At 60.1% G+C, this 19,597-nt stretch carries 17 protein-coding genes; 9 read left to right on the top strand and 8 right to left on the bottom strand.

Annotated features, from left to right (window positions below):
- Positions 1-268 precede the first annotated feature (268 nt).
- Positions 269-778: a CarD family transcriptional regulator gene (locus tag ACR0DO_RS01670; RefSeq protein WP_170381457.1), complete on the top strand. Its 510-nt coding sequence runs from the start codon at positions 269-271 to the stop codon at positions 776-778.
- 112 nt (positions 779-890) lie between these two features.
- Positions 891-1,661: a potassium channel family protein gene (locus ACR0DO_RS01665; RefSeq protein ID WP_480556328.1), complete on the top strand. Its 771-nt coding sequence runs from the start codon at positions 891-893 to the stop codon at positions 1,659-1,661.
- Here the strand turns inward: ACR0DO_RS01665 and cobS are convergent.
- Positions 1,658-2,422, bottom strand: coding sequence for an adenosylcobinamide-GDP ribazoletransferase (gene cobS / locus ACR0DO_RS01660; protein WP_480556326.1), 765 nt, complete (start codon positions 2,420-2,422; stop codon positions 1,658-1,660). The two genes, ACR0DO_RS01665 and cobS, sit on opposite strands and share 4 nt — an antisense overlap.
- A 79-nt stretch (positions 2,423-2,501) precedes the next feature.
- Here cobS and cobT point away from each other — a divergent pair, with 79 nt between their 5' ends.
- Positions 2,502-3,515 carry a nicotinate-nucleotide--dimethylbenzimidazole phosphoribosyltransferase gene (gene cobT, locus ACR0DO_RS01655; protein ID WP_480556325.1) on the top strand — a complete coding sequence of 338 codons (1,014 nt, stop codon included), beginning with the start codon at positions 2,502-2,504 and terminating at the stop codon, positions 3,513-3,515.
- Positions 3,516-3,543: 28 nt separating this feature from the next.
- Here cobT and ACR0DO_RS01650 read toward each other — a convergent pair whose 3' ends face one another.
- Positions 3,544-5,424, bottom strand: coding sequence for a monovalent cation:proton antiporter-2 (CPA2) family protein (locus tag ACR0DO_RS01650; RefSeq protein WP_170441943.1), 1,881 nt, complete (start codon positions 5,422-5,424; stop codon positions 3,544-3,546).
- Between the two features lie 19 nt (positions 5,425-5,443).
- The gene (locus ACR0DO_RS01645) at positions 5,444-5,899 is read right to left on the bottom strand and encodes an Lrp/AsnC family transcriptional regulator (RefSeq protein ID WP_170441945.1); all 456 of its coding nucleotides are present in this window, start codon (positions 5,897-5,899) and stop codon (positions 5,444-5,446) included.
- 145 nt (positions 5,900-6,044) lie between these two features.
- Here ACR0DO_RS01645 and hppD point away from each other — a divergent pair, with 145 nt between their 5' ends.
- Complete coding sequence (gene hppD, locus ACR0DO_RS01640; RefSeq protein WP_480556323.1) at positions 6,045-7,142, top strand: 4-hydroxyphenylpyruvate dioxygenase; 1,098 nt, start codon at positions 6,045-6,047, stop codon at positions 7,140-7,142.
- Between the two features lie 33 nt (positions 7,143-7,175).
- On the opposite strand, the gene ACR0DO_RS01635 is transcribed toward hppD, so the two are convergent.
- On the bottom strand, positions 7,176-9,011 hold the full coding sequence (locus ACR0DO_RS01635) for a hypothetical protein (RefSeq protein ID WP_480556322.1): 1,836 nt from the start codon (positions 9,009-9,011) through the stop codon (positions 7,176-7,178).
- Between the two features lie 164 nt (positions 9,012-9,175).
- Here ACR0DO_RS01635 and ACR0DO_RS01630 point away from each other — a divergent pair, with 164 nt between their 5' ends.
- Positions 9,176-9,871, top strand: coding sequence for an SIMPL domain-containing protein (locus ACR0DO_RS01630; protein ID WP_480556320.1), 696 nt, complete (start codon positions 9,176-9,178; stop codon positions 9,869-9,871).
- On the opposite strand, the gene ACR0DO_RS01625 is transcribed toward ACR0DO_RS01630, so the two are convergent.
- The 3 genes from ACR0DO_RS01625 to ACR0DO_RS01615 form a co-directional block, all read right to left on the bottom strand.
- Positions 9,827-10,585 carry a GNAT family N-acetyltransferase gene (locus ACR0DO_RS01625; protein WP_480556319.1) on the bottom strand — a complete coding sequence of 253 codons (759 nt, stop codon included), beginning with the start codon at positions 10,583-10,585 and terminating at the stop codon, positions 9,827-9,829. The genes ACR0DO_RS01630 and ACR0DO_RS01625 overlap by 45 nt on opposite strands.
- A 3-nt stretch (positions 10,586-10,588) precedes the next feature.
- Positions 10,589-11,881, bottom strand: a complete 1,293-nt coding sequence (locus ACR0DO_RS01620) for an O-acetylhomoserine aminocarboxypropyltransferase/cysteine synthase family protein (RefSeq protein WP_170441963.1) — start codon at positions 11,879-11,881, stop codon at positions 10,589-10,591.
- Between the two features lie 72 nt (positions 11,882-11,953).
- A complete protein-coding gene (locus ACR0DO_RS01615) occupies positions 11,954-12,949 on the bottom strand; it encodes a hypothetical protein (protein WP_480556958.1) in 996 nt (331 codons plus the stop codon).
- 309 nt (positions 12,950-13,258) lie between these two features.
- Between ACR0DO_RS01615 and ACR0DO_RS01610 the strand changes: the two genes are divergently transcribed.
- A complete protein-coding gene (locus ACR0DO_RS01610; RefSeq protein ID WP_480556317.1) occupies positions 13,259-14,593 on the top strand; it encodes an NAD(P)-dependent oxidoreductase in 1,335 nt (444 codons plus the stop codon).
- Positions 14,594-14,638: 45 nt separating this feature from the next.
- Positions 14,639-15,943, top strand: coding sequence for an NAD-dependent dihydropyrimidine dehydrogenase subunit PreA (gene preA, locus ACR0DO_RS01605; RefSeq protein ID WP_480556315.1), 1,305 nt, complete (start codon positions 14,639-14,641; stop codon positions 15,941-15,943).
- Positions 15,944-15,988: 45 nt separating this feature from the next.
- Here the strand turns inward: preA and ACR0DO_RS01600 are convergent, their stop codons facing one another.
- A complete protein-coding gene (locus tag ACR0DO_RS01600) occupies positions 15,989-16,597 on the bottom strand; it encodes a TetR family transcriptional regulator C-terminal domain-containing protein (protein ID WP_480556313.1) in 609 nt (202 codons plus the stop codon).
- Between the two features lie 171 nt (positions 16,598-16,768).
- On the opposite strand from ACR0DO_RS01600, the gene ACR0DO_RS01595 reads away from it, so the two are divergent.
- Together ACR0DO_RS01595 and hydA are read left to right on the top strand one after the other, a co-directional pair.
- Positions 16,769-18,019 (top strand): Zn-dependent hydrolase, encoded by a 1,251-nt coding sequence (locus tag ACR0DO_RS01595; RefSeq protein ID WP_480556311.1) that lies wholly within the window; start codon positions 16,769-16,771, stop codon positions 18,017-18,019.
- Positions 18,020-18,111: 92 nt separating this feature from the next.
- Entirely contained in the window at positions 18,112-19,566 is a 1,455-nt protein-coding gene (gene hydA, locus ACR0DO_RS01590) for a dihydropyrimidinase (RefSeq protein ID WP_480556310.1), read from the top strand.
- Positions 19,567-19,597 lie beyond the last annotated feature (31 nt).

The following is a 19,597-nucleotide window of genomic DNA, read 5'->3' as shown; positions in this document are numbered from 1 at the left end:
ACTCGTTCGTTCAGGTGTAGAAGCAGCGTGCATCGCCTTGAAAAACATAGGGTTTCAAGGCAGAAAAAGGGCGTGACCTTTCAGATGCCGTAATTTTGTGATATAATCGTAATCTGAACGTTGAATGAGATGGGGATGTGCTCCGTAAGTATGACTGCTTTGGAGTTCTGATTTTATGACAAACCAGCCGCCTGGCGGAGCTGAAAAAGGCTCCGGCGTGGGTGTTTTGTCGTTCCGTATCTCGCTCTGTAACCAAGGATGAACCTGTATGTCTAAGTCGAAAAAGCTTGAGTTCCGCCCGAACGACTATGTTGTTTACCCCGCGCATGGCGTGGGCCAGATCATCTCGATCGAAGAGCAGGAAGTCGCGGGATATTCGCTCGAGCTGTTCGTCATCTCCTTTGAAAAAGACAAGATGACCCTGCGGGTGCCGACCAACAAGGTCACCGAGTCCGGTCTGCGGTCGCTCAGCTCGCCCGATGTTATCAGTCAGGCGATGAAGACCCTGAAGGGCAAGGCCAAGGTCAAGCGCGCCATGTGGTCCCGCCGGGCGCAGGAGTACGAACAAAAGATCAACTCGGGTGATCTGATCTCGATCGCCGAAGTGGTCCGCGACCTGCACCGCACCGACGATCAGCGCGAGCAGAGCTATTCTGAGCGTCAGCTGTACGAAGCCGCGCTTGAACGCCTGACCCGCGAAGTGGCCGCCGTATCCGGCGCTGGTGAGGTTTCGGCCGCCAAGCAGGTGGATGAGGTTCTGACCTCGCGCGCTGCCTGATCGCTGCCAACCTTGAGTTTCGGGCCGCTCCTGCCGGGGGCGGCCTTTTTCGTCTCTGGTCTTGGTGAATTCCGCGTTTGCCGCTAATTTTCCTGTAACCAGAGGCGGATACATGACCGGGATAAAGCAAACCGTAAAGTTTCTGTACGTCGCGCACGAGCCGGTTTCGGTCTGGTTCCGCTATGGTCTGATCCTGTTCGACGGGGCCTCGATTGTGTTTTTTGTGGCCACGGCAAACATCCCGCACGGCCCGGGGATCACCATCGCCAGCCTATGCGTCGGTTTTTTGATCCTGCTGGATTTTCTGGCCCGGATGTGGATTGCAAAGGACCGCTGGAAACTGCTGCGCAAGGTCTACACGCTTGCCGATATCGTCGTGATCGCCTCGTTGCTGCTGGAGCCGTTCTTGCCCGGAAATCTGGCCTTCGTGCGGATTCTGCGCGCCTTGCGGTTGATACACTCGTACCACCTGCTGCGCGACCTGCGGCGCGACAGTCAGTTTTTCCGGACACATGAAGACGCGGTCATCGCGGCAATCAACCTGATGGTGTTCGTGTTCGCGACGTCTACGGCGGTTTTGGTGTTCTTCATCCCCGACAACAGCCAGACCGCCTATATCGATGCGCTCTATTTCACTATGGCGACGCTGACGACCACCGGGTTCGGCGATATCACTTTGTCGACTCCGGGTGGTAAATTGTTTTCGGTGTTCATCATGGTGGTCGGCGTGGCACTGTTCGTGCGATTGGCGCAGGCGATTTTCATGCCGCAGAAAGTGCGTCACAAATGTTCAAGTTGCGGGCTTTACAGACACGATCCGGATGCAGTGCATTGCAAGCATTGCGGTGCGACCCTGAAGATCGAGACAGGTGGTACAACCTAAAGGGCCGCTGCGGCGGTGGCCAGAAAGGCCAGTTCGGCCAGTTGTTGCGTCGCGCCCAGAATGTCACCGGTCTGACCACCGATCTTGGCCTTTGCCACCAGCGCGAGTATCGAGATACTCAGTGCCGCAAGGATAACGGGCAAGACGGCACCTGACCCGATCAGGATCACCGCGCAGGTAATGGCCAACGCAAGCCCGACCGCTACTGTTGCACTGCGTGGCCCGCCGACCGAATGGCTCAGGCCGCTATTGCGGGCATTGGGCAGGGCGTTCATCAGAACGGGCATGAACGCACGGGACACGATGCACGCGGCGAGGACCGCACCGTAGGCTCCGGCCGTCAGTAGAGCGGCGATCAGGGCGACGCGCACCAATTGGGTGAAGATCAGCGCCAGAACCCCGTAGGCCCCGATATGGCTGTCTTTCATAATCTCCAAACGACGTTCCTGCGTGAATCCGCCCCAAAGCCCGTCTGCGGTATCCGCCAGCCCGTCTTCGTGCATGGCGCCGGTGGAAACGACCAGAGTGATGGTGGCCAGCACGGCTGCGACCATCGCGGGCAGACCCAACGCCATCGAGACCCAGCCAACGGCGCAAGCCAGCAGGCCCACCACCAGTCCGACCACAGGGAACGCCCAGGCGGAATCGGCCTGACGGGCAAAGACCTTCTCGGGCAGGTGCGGCATTGGCAGACGCGTCAGCAGCACCAGCGCCAGCGGAATATCCCATGCGGAAATCAGGGTGTTGTCGTTTTTATGCACTCCCGCGCCTTTCGGGGTCTTGTTGGATCGGACGCTTCGGTTAAACACACAGCACCACTCTGATGCAACGAGGCTTTCGATGCTGCCTGAACTTAATGATCTGAAAACACTCCGTGATACCCTGAGCCAGGTACCCGGTCCGGACGAGACCGCGCTGCATGGGGCGGCTGAACGCAATGGACAGCTGACCAAGCCGCCGGGGGCGCTGGGTCGGCTTGAGGATTTGGCAATCTGGTATGCGGGATGGCGTGGGGATGCTCGTCCGCAGATTACCGCTCCGCAGGTGATTGTGTTCGCGGGCAATCACGGTGTCACGGCGCAGGGTGTCTCGGCTTTTCCGCCGGAAGTGACCGTGCAGATGGTGATGAACTTTGAACATGGTGGCGCGGCGATCAATCAGTTGGCCAAGGCCGCTGGCGCGACGATGGATGTGCACGCGCTGGATCTGGACACGCCCACCGCCGATTTCACCGCAGGCCCGGCCATGTCCGAGGACGAGTTGCTGCAGGCGTTGCGCACCGGGTGGAGCGCAGTGGACCCCAATGCCGACCTGCTGGTTGTCGGAGAGATGGGGATCGGAAACACAACTCCGGCCGCTGCAATCTCCTGTGCTTTGTTTGGAGGAGACGCGGCCGACTGGACCGGGCGCGGCACAGGTGTGGATGACGCCGGACTGATCAACAAAACCCGCGTGGTGGCCGAAGGCGTGGCTTTGCACGCAGGTTCAGGTGATGGGTTGGACATCCTGCGCTGCCTTGGCGGACGCGAGATTGCCGCCATGGCCGGTGCCATCACTGCGGCGCGTGTTCTGCGCATTCCGGTCATTCTGGACGGTTTTATCTGCTCGGCGGCCGCGGCCTGTCTGGCGGACGTCGCCGACAACGCACTTGATCACACCGTCGCCGGGCACCAAAGCGCGGAGGGCGCGCATGGCGCTGTGCTGGCAAGGCTTGGCAAGGAACCGTTGCTGAGCCTCGGCTTGCGTTTGGGCGAGGGCTCGGGCGGGGCGCTTGCAATCAACATTCTGAAAAGCGCGGTGGCCTGCCATTCAGGCATGGCCACCTTTGCCGAGGCTGGCGTTTCAGACGGGTAATCCAAACGGCCTGACCCGGATCACTGGGTCAGGCCGATTTCTGGGCGTGCTTTTCGGCCAGCTCCAGAAGCTCGGTTTCCAGGTCTTTTTCGAACTGCTGTGCGCGTTCGATGTATTTCTTGTTTTCCGCCGTTGGCATCCCGGGGATCCACAATTCGGCCAGTTCGCGGATCGATGCGCGGTCGTGGTGATAGAAGGTCTGCTCGGCCTGCGCGGCCTCATATTCGCTGAGGCCGATATTCTCGAGCACATAGCGCCCGGCCCGCAGGGAACTGTCGAACATCTCGCGCACGATGTCGTTCGCGCCTGCCTGATACAGCTCGTACACATGGGTGCGGTCATGGGCGCGCGCGATGATGTGCAGGTCCGGGCGCTGACGCCGGGCAAAGCTGACGATCCGTGTCACCTGTTTGCGGTCATCCATAGCAGCGACAAGCACGGTCGCTTTTTCCAGACCAGCGGCGCGCAGCAACTCGGGCCGGGTTGGATCGCCCAGAAACCCTTTGACGCCAAAGCGGCGCATTAGCTGGATCGTTTCGATATCGTGGTCCAGAACGATGGTTTTGAATCCGCTGGCACGGACCAGACGATTCACGATCTGACCAAAGCGGCCGATACCTGCGATGATTACCGGGCCTTGTTCGTCAATCGTATCCGGTTCCGGCTGCGGGCCACTGTCCCGAATCCGGCGGGACAACAGATCATAGATGATGAACAGCAGCGGCGTGATCAGCATGGTCAGGGCGATGATCATCAGCAGTTTCTGCGACAGGTCGGACGGAATGACATTCTGCTGGGTCGAGAAGGCCAGCAGGACAAAGCCGAACTCACCCGCCTGTGCCAAGCCTAACGTGAACAGCCAGTGATCCCGACCACGCAAATTGAAGGCGCGTCCGACCAGAAACAGGATGATCCCTTTGAACAGAATAACCAAAAGGGCCAATCCGATCAGTTCGAGTGGGTCATTGAAGAAATAGGCGACGTCGATCCCGGCACCGACCGTGATGAAGAACAGGCCCAGAAACAGGCCCTTGAACGGTTCAAGGTCGCTTTCCATTTCATGGCGGAATTCCGAGCTGGCCAGAACTACACCCGCCAGAAACGCGCCCAGGGCAGGGGACAGGCCGACAAGTGTCATCAGGAAAGAGATGCCGACAACGATCATCAGCGCCAAAGCGGTATACATCTCGCGCAGGCGCGTCGCGTGGATAAAGCGAAACAGGGGCCGCGTCAGGTAGACACCGGCAAGGATCACGAAGGCAATCGCGCCGATGGTGACCAGTGTCACGGCCCAGCCGGGCAGGCCTTCGACCAGCGACAGGCTGTGATGGCCAGCGTCGTGAAGGTCTTTCACGCCCCGGTCGATCGACCCGTCGCTTTTCAGATGCGGTATGGAAGGCAGCGCCAGCAACGGAAGCAGCGCCAGTATCGGGATCACCGCGATGTCCTGCGTCAGCAGCACCGAGAACGTGGCGCGGCCGCCATTGGTCTGCATCAACCCCTTTTCCGAAAGCGTTTGCAGCACGATCGCGGTCGAGGACAACGACAGGGTCAACCCAACCGCCAATGCAACCGACCAAGGGTGGTTTGCGTACATGGCGACGCAGGCGATGGCGACAGTAGACAAGCCGACCTGCAGGCCCCCCAGGCCGAGCAACCTGTCCCGCATATCCCACAGCGCGCGGGGCTCAAGCTCTAGCCCGATCAGAAACAGCATCATGACCACACCGAACTCGGCCACATGCTGCAGGCTTTCGGTTTCCGCACCGACAAGCCCGAACACGGGGCCGATGACGATGCCTGCGGCCAGATACCCCAACACGGACCCCAGCCCCAGACGCGCCGACAGGGGCACGGCGATCACGGCGGCTGCCAGATAGATCGAGGCCTGGTAGAGGAAATCGTCCATGTCGGTCCTTTCGGTCAGGTCAGGTGGGCAAAGGGGCGTCGCGTTTGAGCTGGTCCATCACGATCTGGCTTTGCACCCGTGCCACGGCAGGATGCGGCAGTATCACCTGATGAAGCAAGCGGTTGAGCGCAGATAGATCGTCGCAATAGACGCGCAAGAGGTAATCTGCCTCACCGGTCATCGTCCAGGCGCTGGTGATCTCGGGGAGCGAATGAACCATGCGGGCAAAACTCTCCGATTGCTCGGGGCCGTGGGTGCCCAGATGCACCTGAACGAACCCCTGCACGTGCAGCCCCAGCTTAAGCGGGTCCAGCCGTGCGGTATATCCGGTGATGTAGCCTTCGGCCTCCAGCCTCTGTCGCCGCCGCCCGGCCTGACTGGGGGACAGGTTCAGCATTTCGCCCAGTTGGTGCGCGGTCAGATGGGCATCCTTCTGCAAGGCGGACAGCAGGCGCGTGTCGGTGGTATCCAGCATGTGCGGGCTTTCTTCATTGATGCTCGAAATAATGCGGGCTTTGCGCGTTTTTTATCAGGTTACACGAAAACAATGCGCAGAAACAGCGCCGATTAAGGCGTATTTTGGAATCAGCAAAGAAATTCCTGTTTTAAGGAGGCACGCCATGGGCCCTTTCCCTCACAACACCCCGAAATCTGTCATCAGCAAGGAAAATCCGGTCGGCACCGACGGGTTTGAGTTTGTGGAATTTGCGCATCCTGAGCCGCAGGAACTGCGTGATCTGTTCGCCAAAATGGGCTTTGAACAGGTTGGCTATCATACGGACAGGCCCGCGGTTGAACTGTGGCAGCAGGGCGACGTGACTTACATTCTGAACGCCGACCCCGAAAGCTTTGCCGCGCGGTTTGTTGCCGAGCACGGCCCCTGCGCATCGGCGATGGGCTGGCGCGTGGCGGACGCGAAAAAGGCCTATGACCATGCGGTGTCCAAAGGCGCCGAACCCTATGACGCGGCAGACAAGACCATGGATGTTCCTGCAATCAAGGGCATCGGCGGGTCGCTGATCTATTTCATCGACCAATACCATGACACATCGCCCTATAACCATGAGTTTACCTGGGCCAAACAATCCAAGCCACGTGGTGATGGCTTCTATTACCTCGATCACCTGACGCACAACGTCTATACCGGGAATATGGACAAGTGGTTTAAGTTCTACGAGACCCTGTTCAATTTCCGCGAAATCCGCTTTTTTGACATTCAGGGTAAGTATACCGGCCTCTACAGCCGTGCCCTGACGTCGCCCTGTGGCCGTATTCGTATTCCGATCAATGAAGATCGGGGTGAGACCGGGCAGATCGTGTCTTACCTGAACAAGTACAAGGGTGAGGGCATTCAGCATATCGCCGTGGGCAGCGAGGATATCTATGCCTCGACTGATGCGATTGCCGAGAAAGGGCTGAAATTCATGCCCGGGCCAAACGAGGCCTATTACGAGATGTCCAAGGATCGCGTCACCGACCACGAAGAGCCGCTGGACCGGATGATGAAACACGGCATCCTGATCGATGGTGAAGGCGTTCTGGATGGAGGCGAGACCAGAATTCTGCTGCAGATCTTCTCGAAAACCGTGATTGGCCCGATCTTTTTCGAGTTCATTCAGCGCAAGGGCGATGATGGCTTTGGTGAGGGGAACTTCCAGGCCTTGTTCGAATCCATTGAGCGAGAGCAGATCGAAAGCGGCGAAATTTCAGCGGCTTGAGGTTGCAAGTTAAAGCGGGTGTTCTCGCCCGCTTTAGCCACGCGGCATCTTCAGTGTTACGTTCCGGCCTTTTTTCTGATAGCGCAGTTCGCTGTCACCGATGGCGATGACCTTGCCGCCGTCCAGCCTGTCACCGACTTTTAGTTTCTTGTAGCGGCCGCTGGGCATGCGCACCAGCGCCCGGCGGTTGGCGGGCGTGCCGTAGACGCCGATCAGGTTCAGTTTGCGCAGGTTCAACGCATTATCGAGCGTCGCTTGCCGCGCCACCGAGGCTGATGACGGAATCTTCGGCGCCACGGCTTTGGGCTGGAATGACCCGGCTTCGAGCTGATCAATGCCAGCTGCCGAACCCAAGCTGGCAGTTTGGGTGCTGGTTGACGGAACAAGACCCGCTGGGCGCGTCTTGGGGCGTGGAACGCGCAGTCCTCCTATTACAATGGGTGTTTCTTCAACCTCTTGCCGTTCCAGGGACGCAGGACGAACTTTGGGGCGCAGCGCCGCCAGTTCCGCGCGGGACCGTCCACCCAACTGCTGACGCTCGAACCGTTCGGCCAGATCGCCGGGGCGCGGTTTGGGCCGCAACCCGGCCAGCCGGTCAGACTGGGTTTCAGGGCTCGGCTCCTGCTCGAACCGCACAGGAGGTTCAGGCGGTGCCTTCGACGGGCGTCCGAGGTGAACGACAATCCCGTCCGGGTTCAACGTACCTTCGGCGCTGGGGGCAACCAGTCCGCGGTCATCCAGATCGAACCGCGACCCGGCAACGCTGGGCAGCGCGATCTGATCAAAGGGCGCGTCGGTGGCAAAGCTGTCGACCGGCGGCAGGGCAATCGCGTCATTGGACAGGTTGGAATTGTCGACCGAGGCCAGATACAGCTCCTCCTGCGGGGGTAGAACCGGAGGTGTCAGCGGTTCGGGTTCGGTGATCTCGATGCCGGGCTGTGCCGGGATGTCCTGCGGTTCGGGATCACGATCGATCTCTTCGACCTGCGTTGGCGCCACGTTCAACGCTTCGAGGATTGCGGAATCTGTGGGCGAAAGCCCGGGTTCATCCACGGCATCATCCGGTGCTATCTCGACCGTCTCGGCGGGCGGCTCCGGGGCTTCCGGTGTGGTGTCACTGACCTGAGTATCAGGTGCGGGCAGGGTGGTTTCGACCCGCGCCGTTTCCGGCTCTTCGTCGCCATCCGGTGCGATCAGAGCCCATGCCCCCAGCGCCACTGCGATAGCCAGCGCAGCCGCTGCCGGTGCAACGTATCGTTTGGCGCGTGCATCAAAGCTTGGCTTAAGGGCTGCACTGTCGGACGGCGCGCGAAACACATCCGGAGCCGTCGTGTCCGCGATGGCGTGAACGTTTGGCGCGGGGGTATCCGTGCCTTTCGCCACTGCCGGGACTTCGCTTTTCTGGTCCGAAAACAGCGGCTCGGACGGGAATTGGGACTGATCGGTGTCTGCCGTGAACTGAACAGGAATGAACCCGTGCTCGGTCGCAAAGTCACGTGCTTCGCCAAGCGTCTGTTTGGTGATGGCCGCAACATAGGTCGTGGTGCCGACCGTCGCGGTCTCAAAAACCAGCTCCTCGATCGAATAGGGCGTTGCATCGGCCAGCGTGGATTGGACCTGTTTGGCGCCTTGTTCCGGTGTTTCCCCGCCGGTCTCCGCCGACAGGAACCGAACCTGGCCGGCCGGAATCACGACCTTGCAGTTCAAGTTGTTTTCCAGCGCAAAGGCCTTGTCCCGCAAGGCAAGAAGCTGCGCGTTCAGGTCCGGTGCATCCAGCGCAACCTCACCAATGCAAAACCAGTCGCCGTCCGACTGGTGGTGCACAGATATTCCGGTCGCAGAAAAAGACAGCGCAAATGCGGGTTTCATATTCCCGAGGAACCATAATTGTCAGCATCAATGCAAACGACATCTCGTCCGCAGGACGACATTAAAGCAGGTTCCCGCCGAGGGAAAGAAAAAGCCAGACATTCCCCTTGTTTGACCACGCCCCGCATCCCCATGTTGGTGCTGTAGAAATTGGAGGGAAGACCTTGAAGAAAATCGCTTTTCTGGCCGCCATACTGGCCGTGACAGCCGCAGGCATGGCCCATGCGGAAGAACGTCGCATCACGGTGGATGCGGCCGGAACCGTTCAGGCCGCACCCGATATGGCGACCATTACCCTGGGCGTGACGAACGAAGATGCCGAGGCGTCAAATGCCATGCAGGCGACCTCTGACGCTGTTGCGCAGATTCTGAAGCGGCTGGAGGATATGGGTATCGAATCCCGCGACGTACAAACCCGCGACCTGTCGCTGTCGCCGGTGTGGTCAGGGCGCAATAGCCCCAGCGGCGAACGGCCCGAGATTTCCGGGTTTGTCGCTTCGAACAATGTCCAGGTGCGTGTGCGTGATCTGACCAAGCTGGGCTCGATCATGGATGCGGTCATTCAGGACGGCGCCAATGATTTTGGCGGGCTGAGCTTTGGTGTGCAGGACCCCGCGCCGCTGCAGGCAGAGGCACGCGCCAAGGCCGTGGCTGAGGCCACTGCAAAGGCCGGGCAACTGGCGCAGGCGGCCAATGTGACTCTGGGGCAGGTTCAGACGATCAGCGAACAGGCTGGTGGTATTCGTCCCGCGCCGCAGCTGCGCGCAATGAGCATGGCCGAAGCGGGCGGCGTTCCGGTGGCGGGCGGCGAGATTTCAGTCTCGGTCAACGTGATGATGGAATTCGGGATTGCCGACTGATCCAGAAGTTTTGGCACGGGCTTGCAGCGACTGCCGCTGCTGGCCCGTCTGGTCGAAATTGTCCGGTGACAGCCAGGCTTCGAACGCGGTCTTGATGCGTGGCCATTCACTGTCGAGGATAGAATACCACGCCGTATCCCGGTTGCGGCCCTTGTAGTGGGTCGCCTGCCGGAAAATGCCCTCGAAGGTAAAGCCCAGCCGTTCGGCGGCGGTGCGGGACACCTCGTTCAGCGCATCGCATTTCCACTCGTACCGGCGATAGCCCAACTCGTCGAAAACGCGGCGCATCATCAGGTACATGGTCTCGGTCGATTGCTGGCTGCGCTGCAACAGGGGTGAGAAGTGGATATGGCCCACTTCGATTGCCCCTGCCGCAGGTTCAATGCGAAGGAACGAGGCCATGCCGACCGGCGTCTCGTTTTCGTCGAGCACCGTGTGGAACATCGGATCGGCGTCCATGCAGGTCGCGCGGGCCCATTCCACAAATTCATGCTCCGAGTCGAATGGCCCATAGGGCAGGTAAGTCCAGTTGCGGCCATCCGTGGCGTTGGCAAACGCCCGGTGCAGTCCGGGCGCGTGCCGGTTCACATCCAGCGGCACGACTGAGCAATACTGGCCCTCCATCGGCGTATAGGGCGGGGTCGGGCGCGGGAAGTCGCCCGAAACCGGCTGGCCGATGGGTTGGCCCAGATCGTTGGAGTCGTGCCCGCTCATCCGTCAGGCCGAAGCTTTGGCCAGCGCCTGATCCAGATCGGCGATCAGGTCGTCGGCGTCTTCGATGCCGATGGACACACGCACGACGCCAGGGCCAGCACCTGCGGCCTCTTGCTGTTCCGGGGTCAGTTGCCGGTGGGTGGTCGAGGCCGAGTGGATGATCAGCGACCGCGCATCGCCAAGGTTGGCGACATGGCTGAATATCTCAAGCGAGTTCACCAGTTTGACACAGGCGTCATAGCCGCCCTTGACCGCAAAGGTGAACAGGGCGCCGGCGCCTTTCTTGTACTGCGCCTGAACCCGGTCGTGATAGGGCGAGGAGGGCAGGCCCGCATAGGTGACATAATCAACGCGGTCGTCAGCCTCGAGCCATGCGGCGATCTTCTGGGCGTTTTCGACGTGGCGCTCCATCCGCAGGGACAGGGTCTCGATCCCCAGCAGAGTATAGTGGGCGGCTTGCGGGTTCATGGTCATGCCCAGATCGCGCAGGCCGATGGCGATACCGTGGAAGGTAAAGGCCAGCGGGCCGAACGTCTCGTGGAATTTCAACCCGTGATAGGCCGCTTCCGGCTCACTGAGCGACGGGAATTTGTCATTCGCCGACCAGTCAAACTTGCCCGAATCCACGATGCAGCCGCCGGTGACGGTGCCGTTACCGGTCAGGTACTTGGTGGTCGAATGCACGACCAGAGTGGCACCTTGCTCGATCGGGCGGCACAGGTAGGGCGTGGCCGAGGTGTTGTCGACGATCAGCGGGATGCCCGCCGCGTCGGCCACGTCGGCCAGCGCGCGGATATCGGTGACATAGCCGCCAGGGTTGGCGATGGATTCGCAGAACACCGCGCGGGTGTTTTCGTCGATCGCGTCCTTAACGGCGTCCAGATCGTCGGTGTCCACAAACTTGGCCGACCAGCCAAAGCGTTTGATGGTCTGGCTGAACTGTGTGACCGTGCCACCATACAGACGGGTCGAGGCCACCACGTTGCAGCCCGGCCCCATCAGCGGGAACAGCGCCATGATCTGCGCCGCGTGACCCGAAGAACAGCACACCGCGCCAACGCCGCCCTCAAGCGTGGCGATACGTTCCTGCAGAACAGCCACGGTCGGGTTGGTCAGGCGGGAATAGATGAAGCCCACCTCTTGCAGGTTGAACAGGGCCGCCGCGTGATCGGCATCGCGGAACACGTAAGCCGTGGTTTGGTAGATCGGAGTCTGACGCGCACCAGTCGCCGGGTCGGGGCGGGCGCCCGCGTGAATCTGCAATGTGTCGAAACCGTAGGTGGGGCCGTCAGACATCGTCGAAATCTCCTGTTGGAATGTGTGTTGCTGAATCTCTAGGCGATCCGGCGCGCGCGCACAACAATCCTGTCAGCGCATCCAAAGGCCCTTACTGCGGATCGTGTTGCGAATGACCTGCTCGCGCTGGGGCAGGTTTTCGCGGTCGAACAGGTCGCGTATCCTGTGGCCCTTGCGTTGCAAAACCAGCTTCTTGATTGGTTCATACCCTTTGAGCACCTTCTTGACCCGGTTCGGCGCCGCGACGGTTTCTAATACCTCGACCACGTGGTCACTCTCACGCGCATAGAGCAGAGGGAACAGCCGATAGTGGCAGCTGACCGACCCGTCCAGCAGGCCGGGGGGCAGGGTGTCGCGCCCGCCGCCGAAGGAATGGATGACCAACGGCAGAGCGGCCTGATCCAGCCAGGGGTCAAGGTTCTGCCCGGCCAGTTCCGGGATGTCCTCATCTCGGATCGTGCGGGCATAGTCCAGAAACCGCTCTCCGAACTTGCGCGGGCAGGAATAGAAGAAATAGCCTGCGTTGAAATACAGATACCGTCGCCAGTAATCCACCGGCTGGCTGGTGTCCTGAGAGCTTTCGAAATCCAACCCAAAGCGGCGGTACAGAGCGTGCCAGATGCCATCGAAGCCGGGGCCATAGAGCGTAGGTTTGGGCCAAGTGCCCTCGACCTTTTGCGAGGCTCCGGGGCGGTTGAAGTCAAAAGGAACCGTGGTCAGGTCACCGGTGATCAGCGTGTCACTGTCAAAGAAGACGAAGGGCTCGCCTTCGGGCAGGGCCAGAAGGGCCTCGATCTTGTTGCCATAGGGATAGCTGTCGCCGAAGACGTGAGTGTCGAAAGGCAGTATCTCGGCATCCAATTGTCGCAGGGCTTTCAGTACGTCCTCGTTTCGGATACTCGGGTCCTGGCGCCAGCGTGGCCCGGGCTGTGGCACCGCCACAAACAGCCGCCCCTGAAAGTGCGGAGAGCTATGGCGCAGAGAGGCCGCGAACAACAGAGCCTCGTATTGCAGCCGGTTGTTTTGCCCGATGATGACGATGTTGAACTTCGAAGGGCTGGCCTGCATCAGGTGACTTTCACGTATCTGGCCGCTGTCCGGCGCTGCTCGTTGTGTTTGACCTACAGCACGCAGCAAGGCCCGTCAAAACCAGATGCGGGGAATCTTTTGTTTCCATGCAACCAGAGGCCGGATCGGCACATCTCATGTGTTGCGCGTTTTCGGCATGCAAGAAAAACAGGCGGTTTTACTCGAGAAATCGGGGTAATCCAGCCCGTTTTTGCGGTTTTTGACGATTTTATAAATTTTACCAATTGATAAAAAATCAGATTGTGGCAAGCTGAGAGCATAGCAAACATATCTACAGGGAGTAGAGCGATGGCACAGGGCCAGATTGCCCCCGGCATTGTCTCCGGGCGGCTTTCCAGCGATGAGCTGACCTCGAATTTTACCGATCTTCATCCGCCTTTGGCTGCGCATGAGGCGGCAGTGGCCGCGGATCGGTGCTATTTCTGCTATGACGCGCCATGTGTGACGGCCTGTCCGACGGATATCGATATTCCGTTGTTCATGCGTCAGATTCAGGCCGGGCAACCCGAGGCGGCGGGTGAGACGATTCTGGCGCAGAATATCTTGGGCGGCATGTGCGCCCGCGTGTGTCCGACCGAGACACTATGCGAAGAAGCCTGCGTGCGTGAAACCGCTGAGGGCGCTCCGGTTGAGATCGGCCGCTTGCAGCGTTACGCCACCGACAGTGTCATGGCTGCGGGGGACCATCCGTTCGAGCGCGCCGCGCCGACTGGAAAGACCGTTGCGGTAATCGGGGCAGGGCCTGCGGGTCTGGCCTGCGCGCACCGTCTGGCCATGTTTGGGCATGACGTGGTGATCCACGAAAGCAAACCCAAGCCCGGCGGTCTGAACGAATATGGCATTGCCGCCTATAAATCGACCAATGACTTTGCGCAGGCCGAGGTGGACTGGCTGCTGAATATCGGCGGCATCACGATTGAGACCGGTTCGGTGCTGGGTGAGAACGTCTCGCTGGACGGGCTGGTCGAAAACTACGACGCTGTTTTCTTGTCCATCGGTCTGGCTGGGGTGAATGCCTTGCGCGCAGAGGGGGCCGAGAAGGACGGCGTGCGCTTTGCCGTCGACTTTATCTCGGACGTGCGTCAGGCATCCGATCTGGCGGATCTGCCGGTGGGTCGTAATGTCGTCGTCATCGGTGGCGGCATGACCGCAGTGGACGCGGCTGTGAAATCGAAACTGCTGGGCGCAGAGCACGTGACCATCGCCTATCGGCGTGGCCGGGACGCGATGGGCGCCAGCCGATACGAGCAGGATCTGGCGGCGTCGCATGGTGTGAAAATCATGACCAATGTGCAGCCCGTGGCCGTGCATGGAAACGGGGCGGCGGCTGAGATCGAATTGGAGTATACTTCCAGCGACAACGGTCAGCTTTCGGGCACCGGAGAGATGATCCGCCTGCCTGCGGATCAGGTCCTCAAGGCGATTGGTCAGAAACTGGACGGCGCGCCCGAGGGGCTGAAGCTGGACGGCAACAAGATCGCCGTGACCGAGGCTGGCCGTACCTCGCTGGCCGGTGTCTGGGCTGGGGGGGACTGCGCGGCTGGGGGCGAAGACCTGACCGTGACTGCCGTGGCCGAAGGCCGTGACGCCGCGATGGATATCCACGCGAGCCTGACTGCGTAAAACTCAAAGACAAAGATGCTGAACTGCATCAGGGAGGCCGGATAAATGGCTGATTTGAAGACAAACTTTCTGGGCATCGAAAGCCCGAACCCGTACTGGCTGGCCTCGGCGCCGCCAACCGACAAGGAATACAACGTCCGCCGCGCTTTCGAGGCCGGATGGGGCGGTGTTGTGTGGAAGACGCTGGGGGCCGAGGGGCCTCCGGTCGTGAACGTGAACGGGCCGCGGTATGGCGCGATCTATGGCGCTGATCGTCGGCTGCTGGGCCTGAACAACATCGAGCTGATCACTGACCGCCCGCTTGAGGTGAACCTCGAGGAAATGGCGCGGGTCAAAGCCGACTACCCCGATCGCGCGCTGATCGCCTCGATCATGGTGCCTTGCGAGGAGGAGGCGTGGAAAGCCATCCTGCCGCGCGTGGCCGAGACCGGCGCGGACGGGATCGAGTTGAACTTCGGTTGCCCGCACGGGATGAGCGAGCGCGGCATGGGTTCGGCCGTGGGGCAGGTGCCGGAATATATCGAGATGGTCACCCGCTGGTGTAAGAAATACTATGACCGCCCAGTTATCGTGAAGCTGACGCCGAACATCACCGATATCCGTAAGCCTGCCGAAGCTGCCAGGAACGGCGGTGCGGATGCGGTGTCGCTGATCAACACCATCAACTCGATCACCAGTGTCAATCTGGACACGTTCAGCCCTGAACCCTCGATTGACGGCAAGGGCAGCCATGGTGGCTATTGCGGCCCGGCGGTGAAGCCGATCGCGCTGTCGATGGTGTCCGAAATCGCACGGGCGCAGGCCACGCACGGGCTGCCGATCTCGGGCATCGGCGGCGTGACCACTTGGCGCGATGCGGCAGAGTTCATGGCCTTGGGCTGCGGCACCGTTCAGGTCTGCACCGCCGCGATGACTTATGGGTTCAAGATCATCGACGAACTGACCGCTGGCCTGTCCAAATGGATGGACGAAAAGGGATACAAGGACGTTTCGGAAATCGTCGGTCTGGCCGTTCCGAACGTAACCGACTGGCAATATCTGAACCTGAACTACGTGGCCAAGGCCAAGATCGATCAGGACCAGTGCATCAAATGCGGCCGCTGCTATGCCGCCTGCGAGGACACCAGCCATCAGGCGATTTCGATGTCCGAGGACCGGGTTTTCGAGGTCAAGGATGACGAATGCGTCGCCTGCAATCTTTGCGTGGATGTCTGTCCGGTGGATGGATGTATCTCGATGGTGCCGATGGCGGCCGGAGAGGTCGATCCGCGCACCGGTTTGGAGGTGCAGCCCGACTATGCCAACTGGACGACACATCCGAACAATCCGATGGCGAAGGCGGCCGAGTAACAGAGCTGTCAGACACAGGAAGGGGCCGGTTAGCGGCCCCTTTTTCTATGGTGTCAGCAATTTCCGATAAAGCGTGTCGATAAACGGCTCTGCGCCCTCATAGGGATCTTCATCACCCAGAATCGCGCGCACCTGAACGTCGAAATCTGCATAGTGTTGTGTCAGCGCCCAGATCGAAAAGATCAGGTGGTACGGATGAACCTGCGCGATTTTGCCGTCGTCCATCCATTGCTTGAGGATTGCGGTTTTCTCATCCACCAGCTGTTTCAAATCCTGCGACAGCGCGTCGTGAATGCGCGGCGCGCCCTGAACCAGCTCATTGGCAAACAGGCGGCTTTCGCGCGGCAATTCGCGGCTCATCTGCAGCTTGCGGTGGATGTAGGAAAGGATTTCCTGCATCGGATCGCCGTTCTCATCCAGATCGTGCAGCGGGGCAAGCCAGACATCCAGCAAGCCGGACAGCAGAGCGGTGTGAATCGCCTCTTTCGATGGGAAGTAATACAGCAGGTTCGGTTTGCTCAGCCCGGCTTCGGTTGCGATCTGGTCGACGGTCGAGCCGCGAAACCCGTGGGCCGAAAACACATTCAGGGCAGCGTCCAGAATCGCCGCTCGGTTCTTTTTCTGAATTCTGGTTGGGGCGCGGTCTTTGGGCATGTTTTCAGGGTGTCTCTTTTTCCGGCAAGCAGGCGCCGTTTATGCCAAAATTATCGACGGCGTCTCGCAATTTCTTGACTGATGACCAACCCGTGATAGCGTGAGTTTGACCAGATGGTCAAATCAAGACACCAAAAGCGAGCCAAATCGCAAGCAACAGGGAAGTAGAAAATGGCAGCTCCGGCGCAGAACCTCAGGATCAATGGCGACAGGTTGTGGGACAGTCTGATGGAGATGGCCAAGATCGGCCCCGGTGTGGCGGGTGGCAACAATCGCCAGACCCTGACGGATGAAGATGCCGAGGGGCGGGCCCTGTTTCAGAAATGGTGTGAAGATGCGGGTTGCACGATGGGTTTGGACCAGATGGGTAACATGTTTGCCCGCCGAGAGGGTACCGACTCCGCGGCATTGCCGGTCTATGTCGGCTCGCACCTAGACACGCAGCCGACGGGCGGAAAGTATGATGGTGTGTTGGGCGTTCTGGGCGGTTTGGAAATTCTCCGCACTCTGAACGATCTGGGCATCAAGACCAAACATCCCATTGTGGCCACGAACTGGACCAACGAAGAAGGCACGCGCTATGCGCCAGCGATGTTGTCCTCGGGCGTGTTTGCTGGAGTGCACACTCAGGATTGGGCCTATGATCGTGAGGATGCTGAAGGCAAGAAATTCGGCGATGAGCTGCAGCGCATCGGCTGGCGGGGCGACGAAGAGGTCGGCGCCCGCCAGATGCACGCTTTCTTTGAATTGCACATTGAACAGGGGCCGATCCTTGAGGCCGAGGGTAAGGATATCGGCGTCGTCACCCATGGCCAGGGCCTGAGCTGGACGCAGATCACGGTGACGGGCAAGGACGCCCATACCGGCTCGACCCCGATGCCGATGCGCAAGAATGCGGGTCTGGCGATGGCGCGGATTCTTGAGAAAGTGGATGAGATCGCGTGGTCTCATGCGCCTCATGCTGTGGGTGCGGCGGGGCATATCGATGTCTATCCGAACTCGCGCAACGTGATCCCGGGCAAGGTGGTGTTCACGGTCGATTTCCGTTCGCCTGATCTGAACGTGATCACGGATATGGAGAACCGCTTGCGTGTCGCGGCAGAGGGTATTGTCGAAGAAATGGGCCTGCAGATCGAATTCGAGAAGGTCGGCGGTTTTGATCCGGTTAAATTTGACGACGGCTGCGTCGCCGCCGTGCGGGATGCGGCCGAGCGGCTGGGCTATTCGCATACCGACATCATTTCGGGCGCGGGGCATGATGCGTGCTGGATCAACCGCGTGGCACCCACCGCAATGGTCATGTGTCCGTGTGTGGACGGGCTGAGCCACAACGAGGCCGAGGAGATCAGCAAGGAATGGGCTGCGGCCGGGGCGGATGTTCTGTTTCATGCGGTCGTCGAGACGGCGGAAATCGTGGAATAGGGGGCGCTGCCCCCGTCGCCCACAGGGCGACTCCCCCGGGATATTTTTGGCCAGATGAAGCAAGCGGCGCAGACCGCAACAGGGAGATTAAAATGAGCACTGTTATCAAGAACGGGACCGTCGTGACCGCCGATCTGTCTTACAAGGCGGATGTGATGGTCGAAGGTGGGGTGATCACCGAGATCGGAATGGACCTGAAAGGGGACAAAGAGCTGGACGCGACGGGCTGTTTTGTCATGCCGGGCGGGATCGACCCGCATACCCATCTGGAAATGCCGTTCATGGGCACTTACTCCAGCGATGATTTCGAAAGCGGGACGAGGGCGGCATTGGCCGGGGGCACCACGATGGTGGTGGATTTCGCGCTGCCGAACCCTGGTGAGGGCCTGTTGGACGCGCTGAAACGCTGGGACAACAAGTCAACGCGAGCGAATTGCGACTACTCCTTCCACATGGCCGTGACATGGTGGGGCGAGCAGGTGTTCGACGACATCAAGACGGTGATCGAGACGCGCGGCATCAACACGTTCAAGCACTTCATGGCCTACAAAGGCGCATTGATGGTGAACGATGACGAGCTTTTCGCCTCGTTCAAGCGCCTGGCAGAGCTGGGCGGCATTGCCATGGTCCATGCCGAGAATGGCGACGTCGTCGCCGAGCTGCAGGCCAAGCTGATGGCCGAAGGCAACACCGGCCCCGAAGCGCATGCCTATTCGCGTCCGCCGCAGGTGGAAGGTGAGGCCACCAACCGCGCCATCATGATTGCCGATATGGCGGGTGTGCCGCTTTACGTGGTGCATACCTCCTGCGAAGAGGCGCATGAGGCCATTCGCCGGGCCAAGATGAACGGCAAACGGGTGTGGGGGGAACCGCTGATCCAGCATCTGACGCTGGATGAGAGCGAGTATTTCCACCAGGATTGGGATCACGCGGCGCGGCGGGTCATGAGCCCTCCGTTCCGGAACAAGCAGCACCAGGACAGTCTGTGGAACGGTCTGCACTCTGGAACGCTCAGCGTCGTGGCCACCGACCATTGCGCCTTTACGACTGAGCAGAAGCGCTATGGCGTGGGCGATTTCACCAAGATTCCGAACGGTACTGGTGGGCTGGAAGATCGGATGCCGATGCTGTGGACGCATGGGGTGAACACCGGACGGTTGACGATGAACGAGTTCGTTGCGGTGACGTCAACCAACATCGCCAAGATCATGAATTGCTATCCGAAAAAAGGCGCGATCCTTGTGGGCGCCGATGCAGATATCGTCGTATGGGACCCTGAAAAGACCAAGACGATCAGCGCGGATACGCAGCAATCCTCGATTGACTACAACGTGTTCGAGGGGAAAGAGGTCAAAGGTCTGCCGCGCTTTACCCTGACACGTGGTCAGGTGGCGGTGCATGACGGTGAAATCCGCACTCAGGAAGGACACGGTGACTTTGTGGCACGCGAACCCAACGGCCACGTGAACAAGGCGCTAAGCACCTGGAAAGAGCTGACTGCACCGCGGCCGGTCGAGCGGACGGGTATCCCGGCGACGGGTGTGTGATGCGCGGGCCGTCATCAGGCGGCCCAAAGCC

It is taken from the genome of Ruegeria sp. AM9, assembly GCF_056540565.1.
The sequence above is the reverse complement of the archived record's forward strand: the minus strand, read 5'-3'. Positions and strand labels throughout refer to the sequence as shown.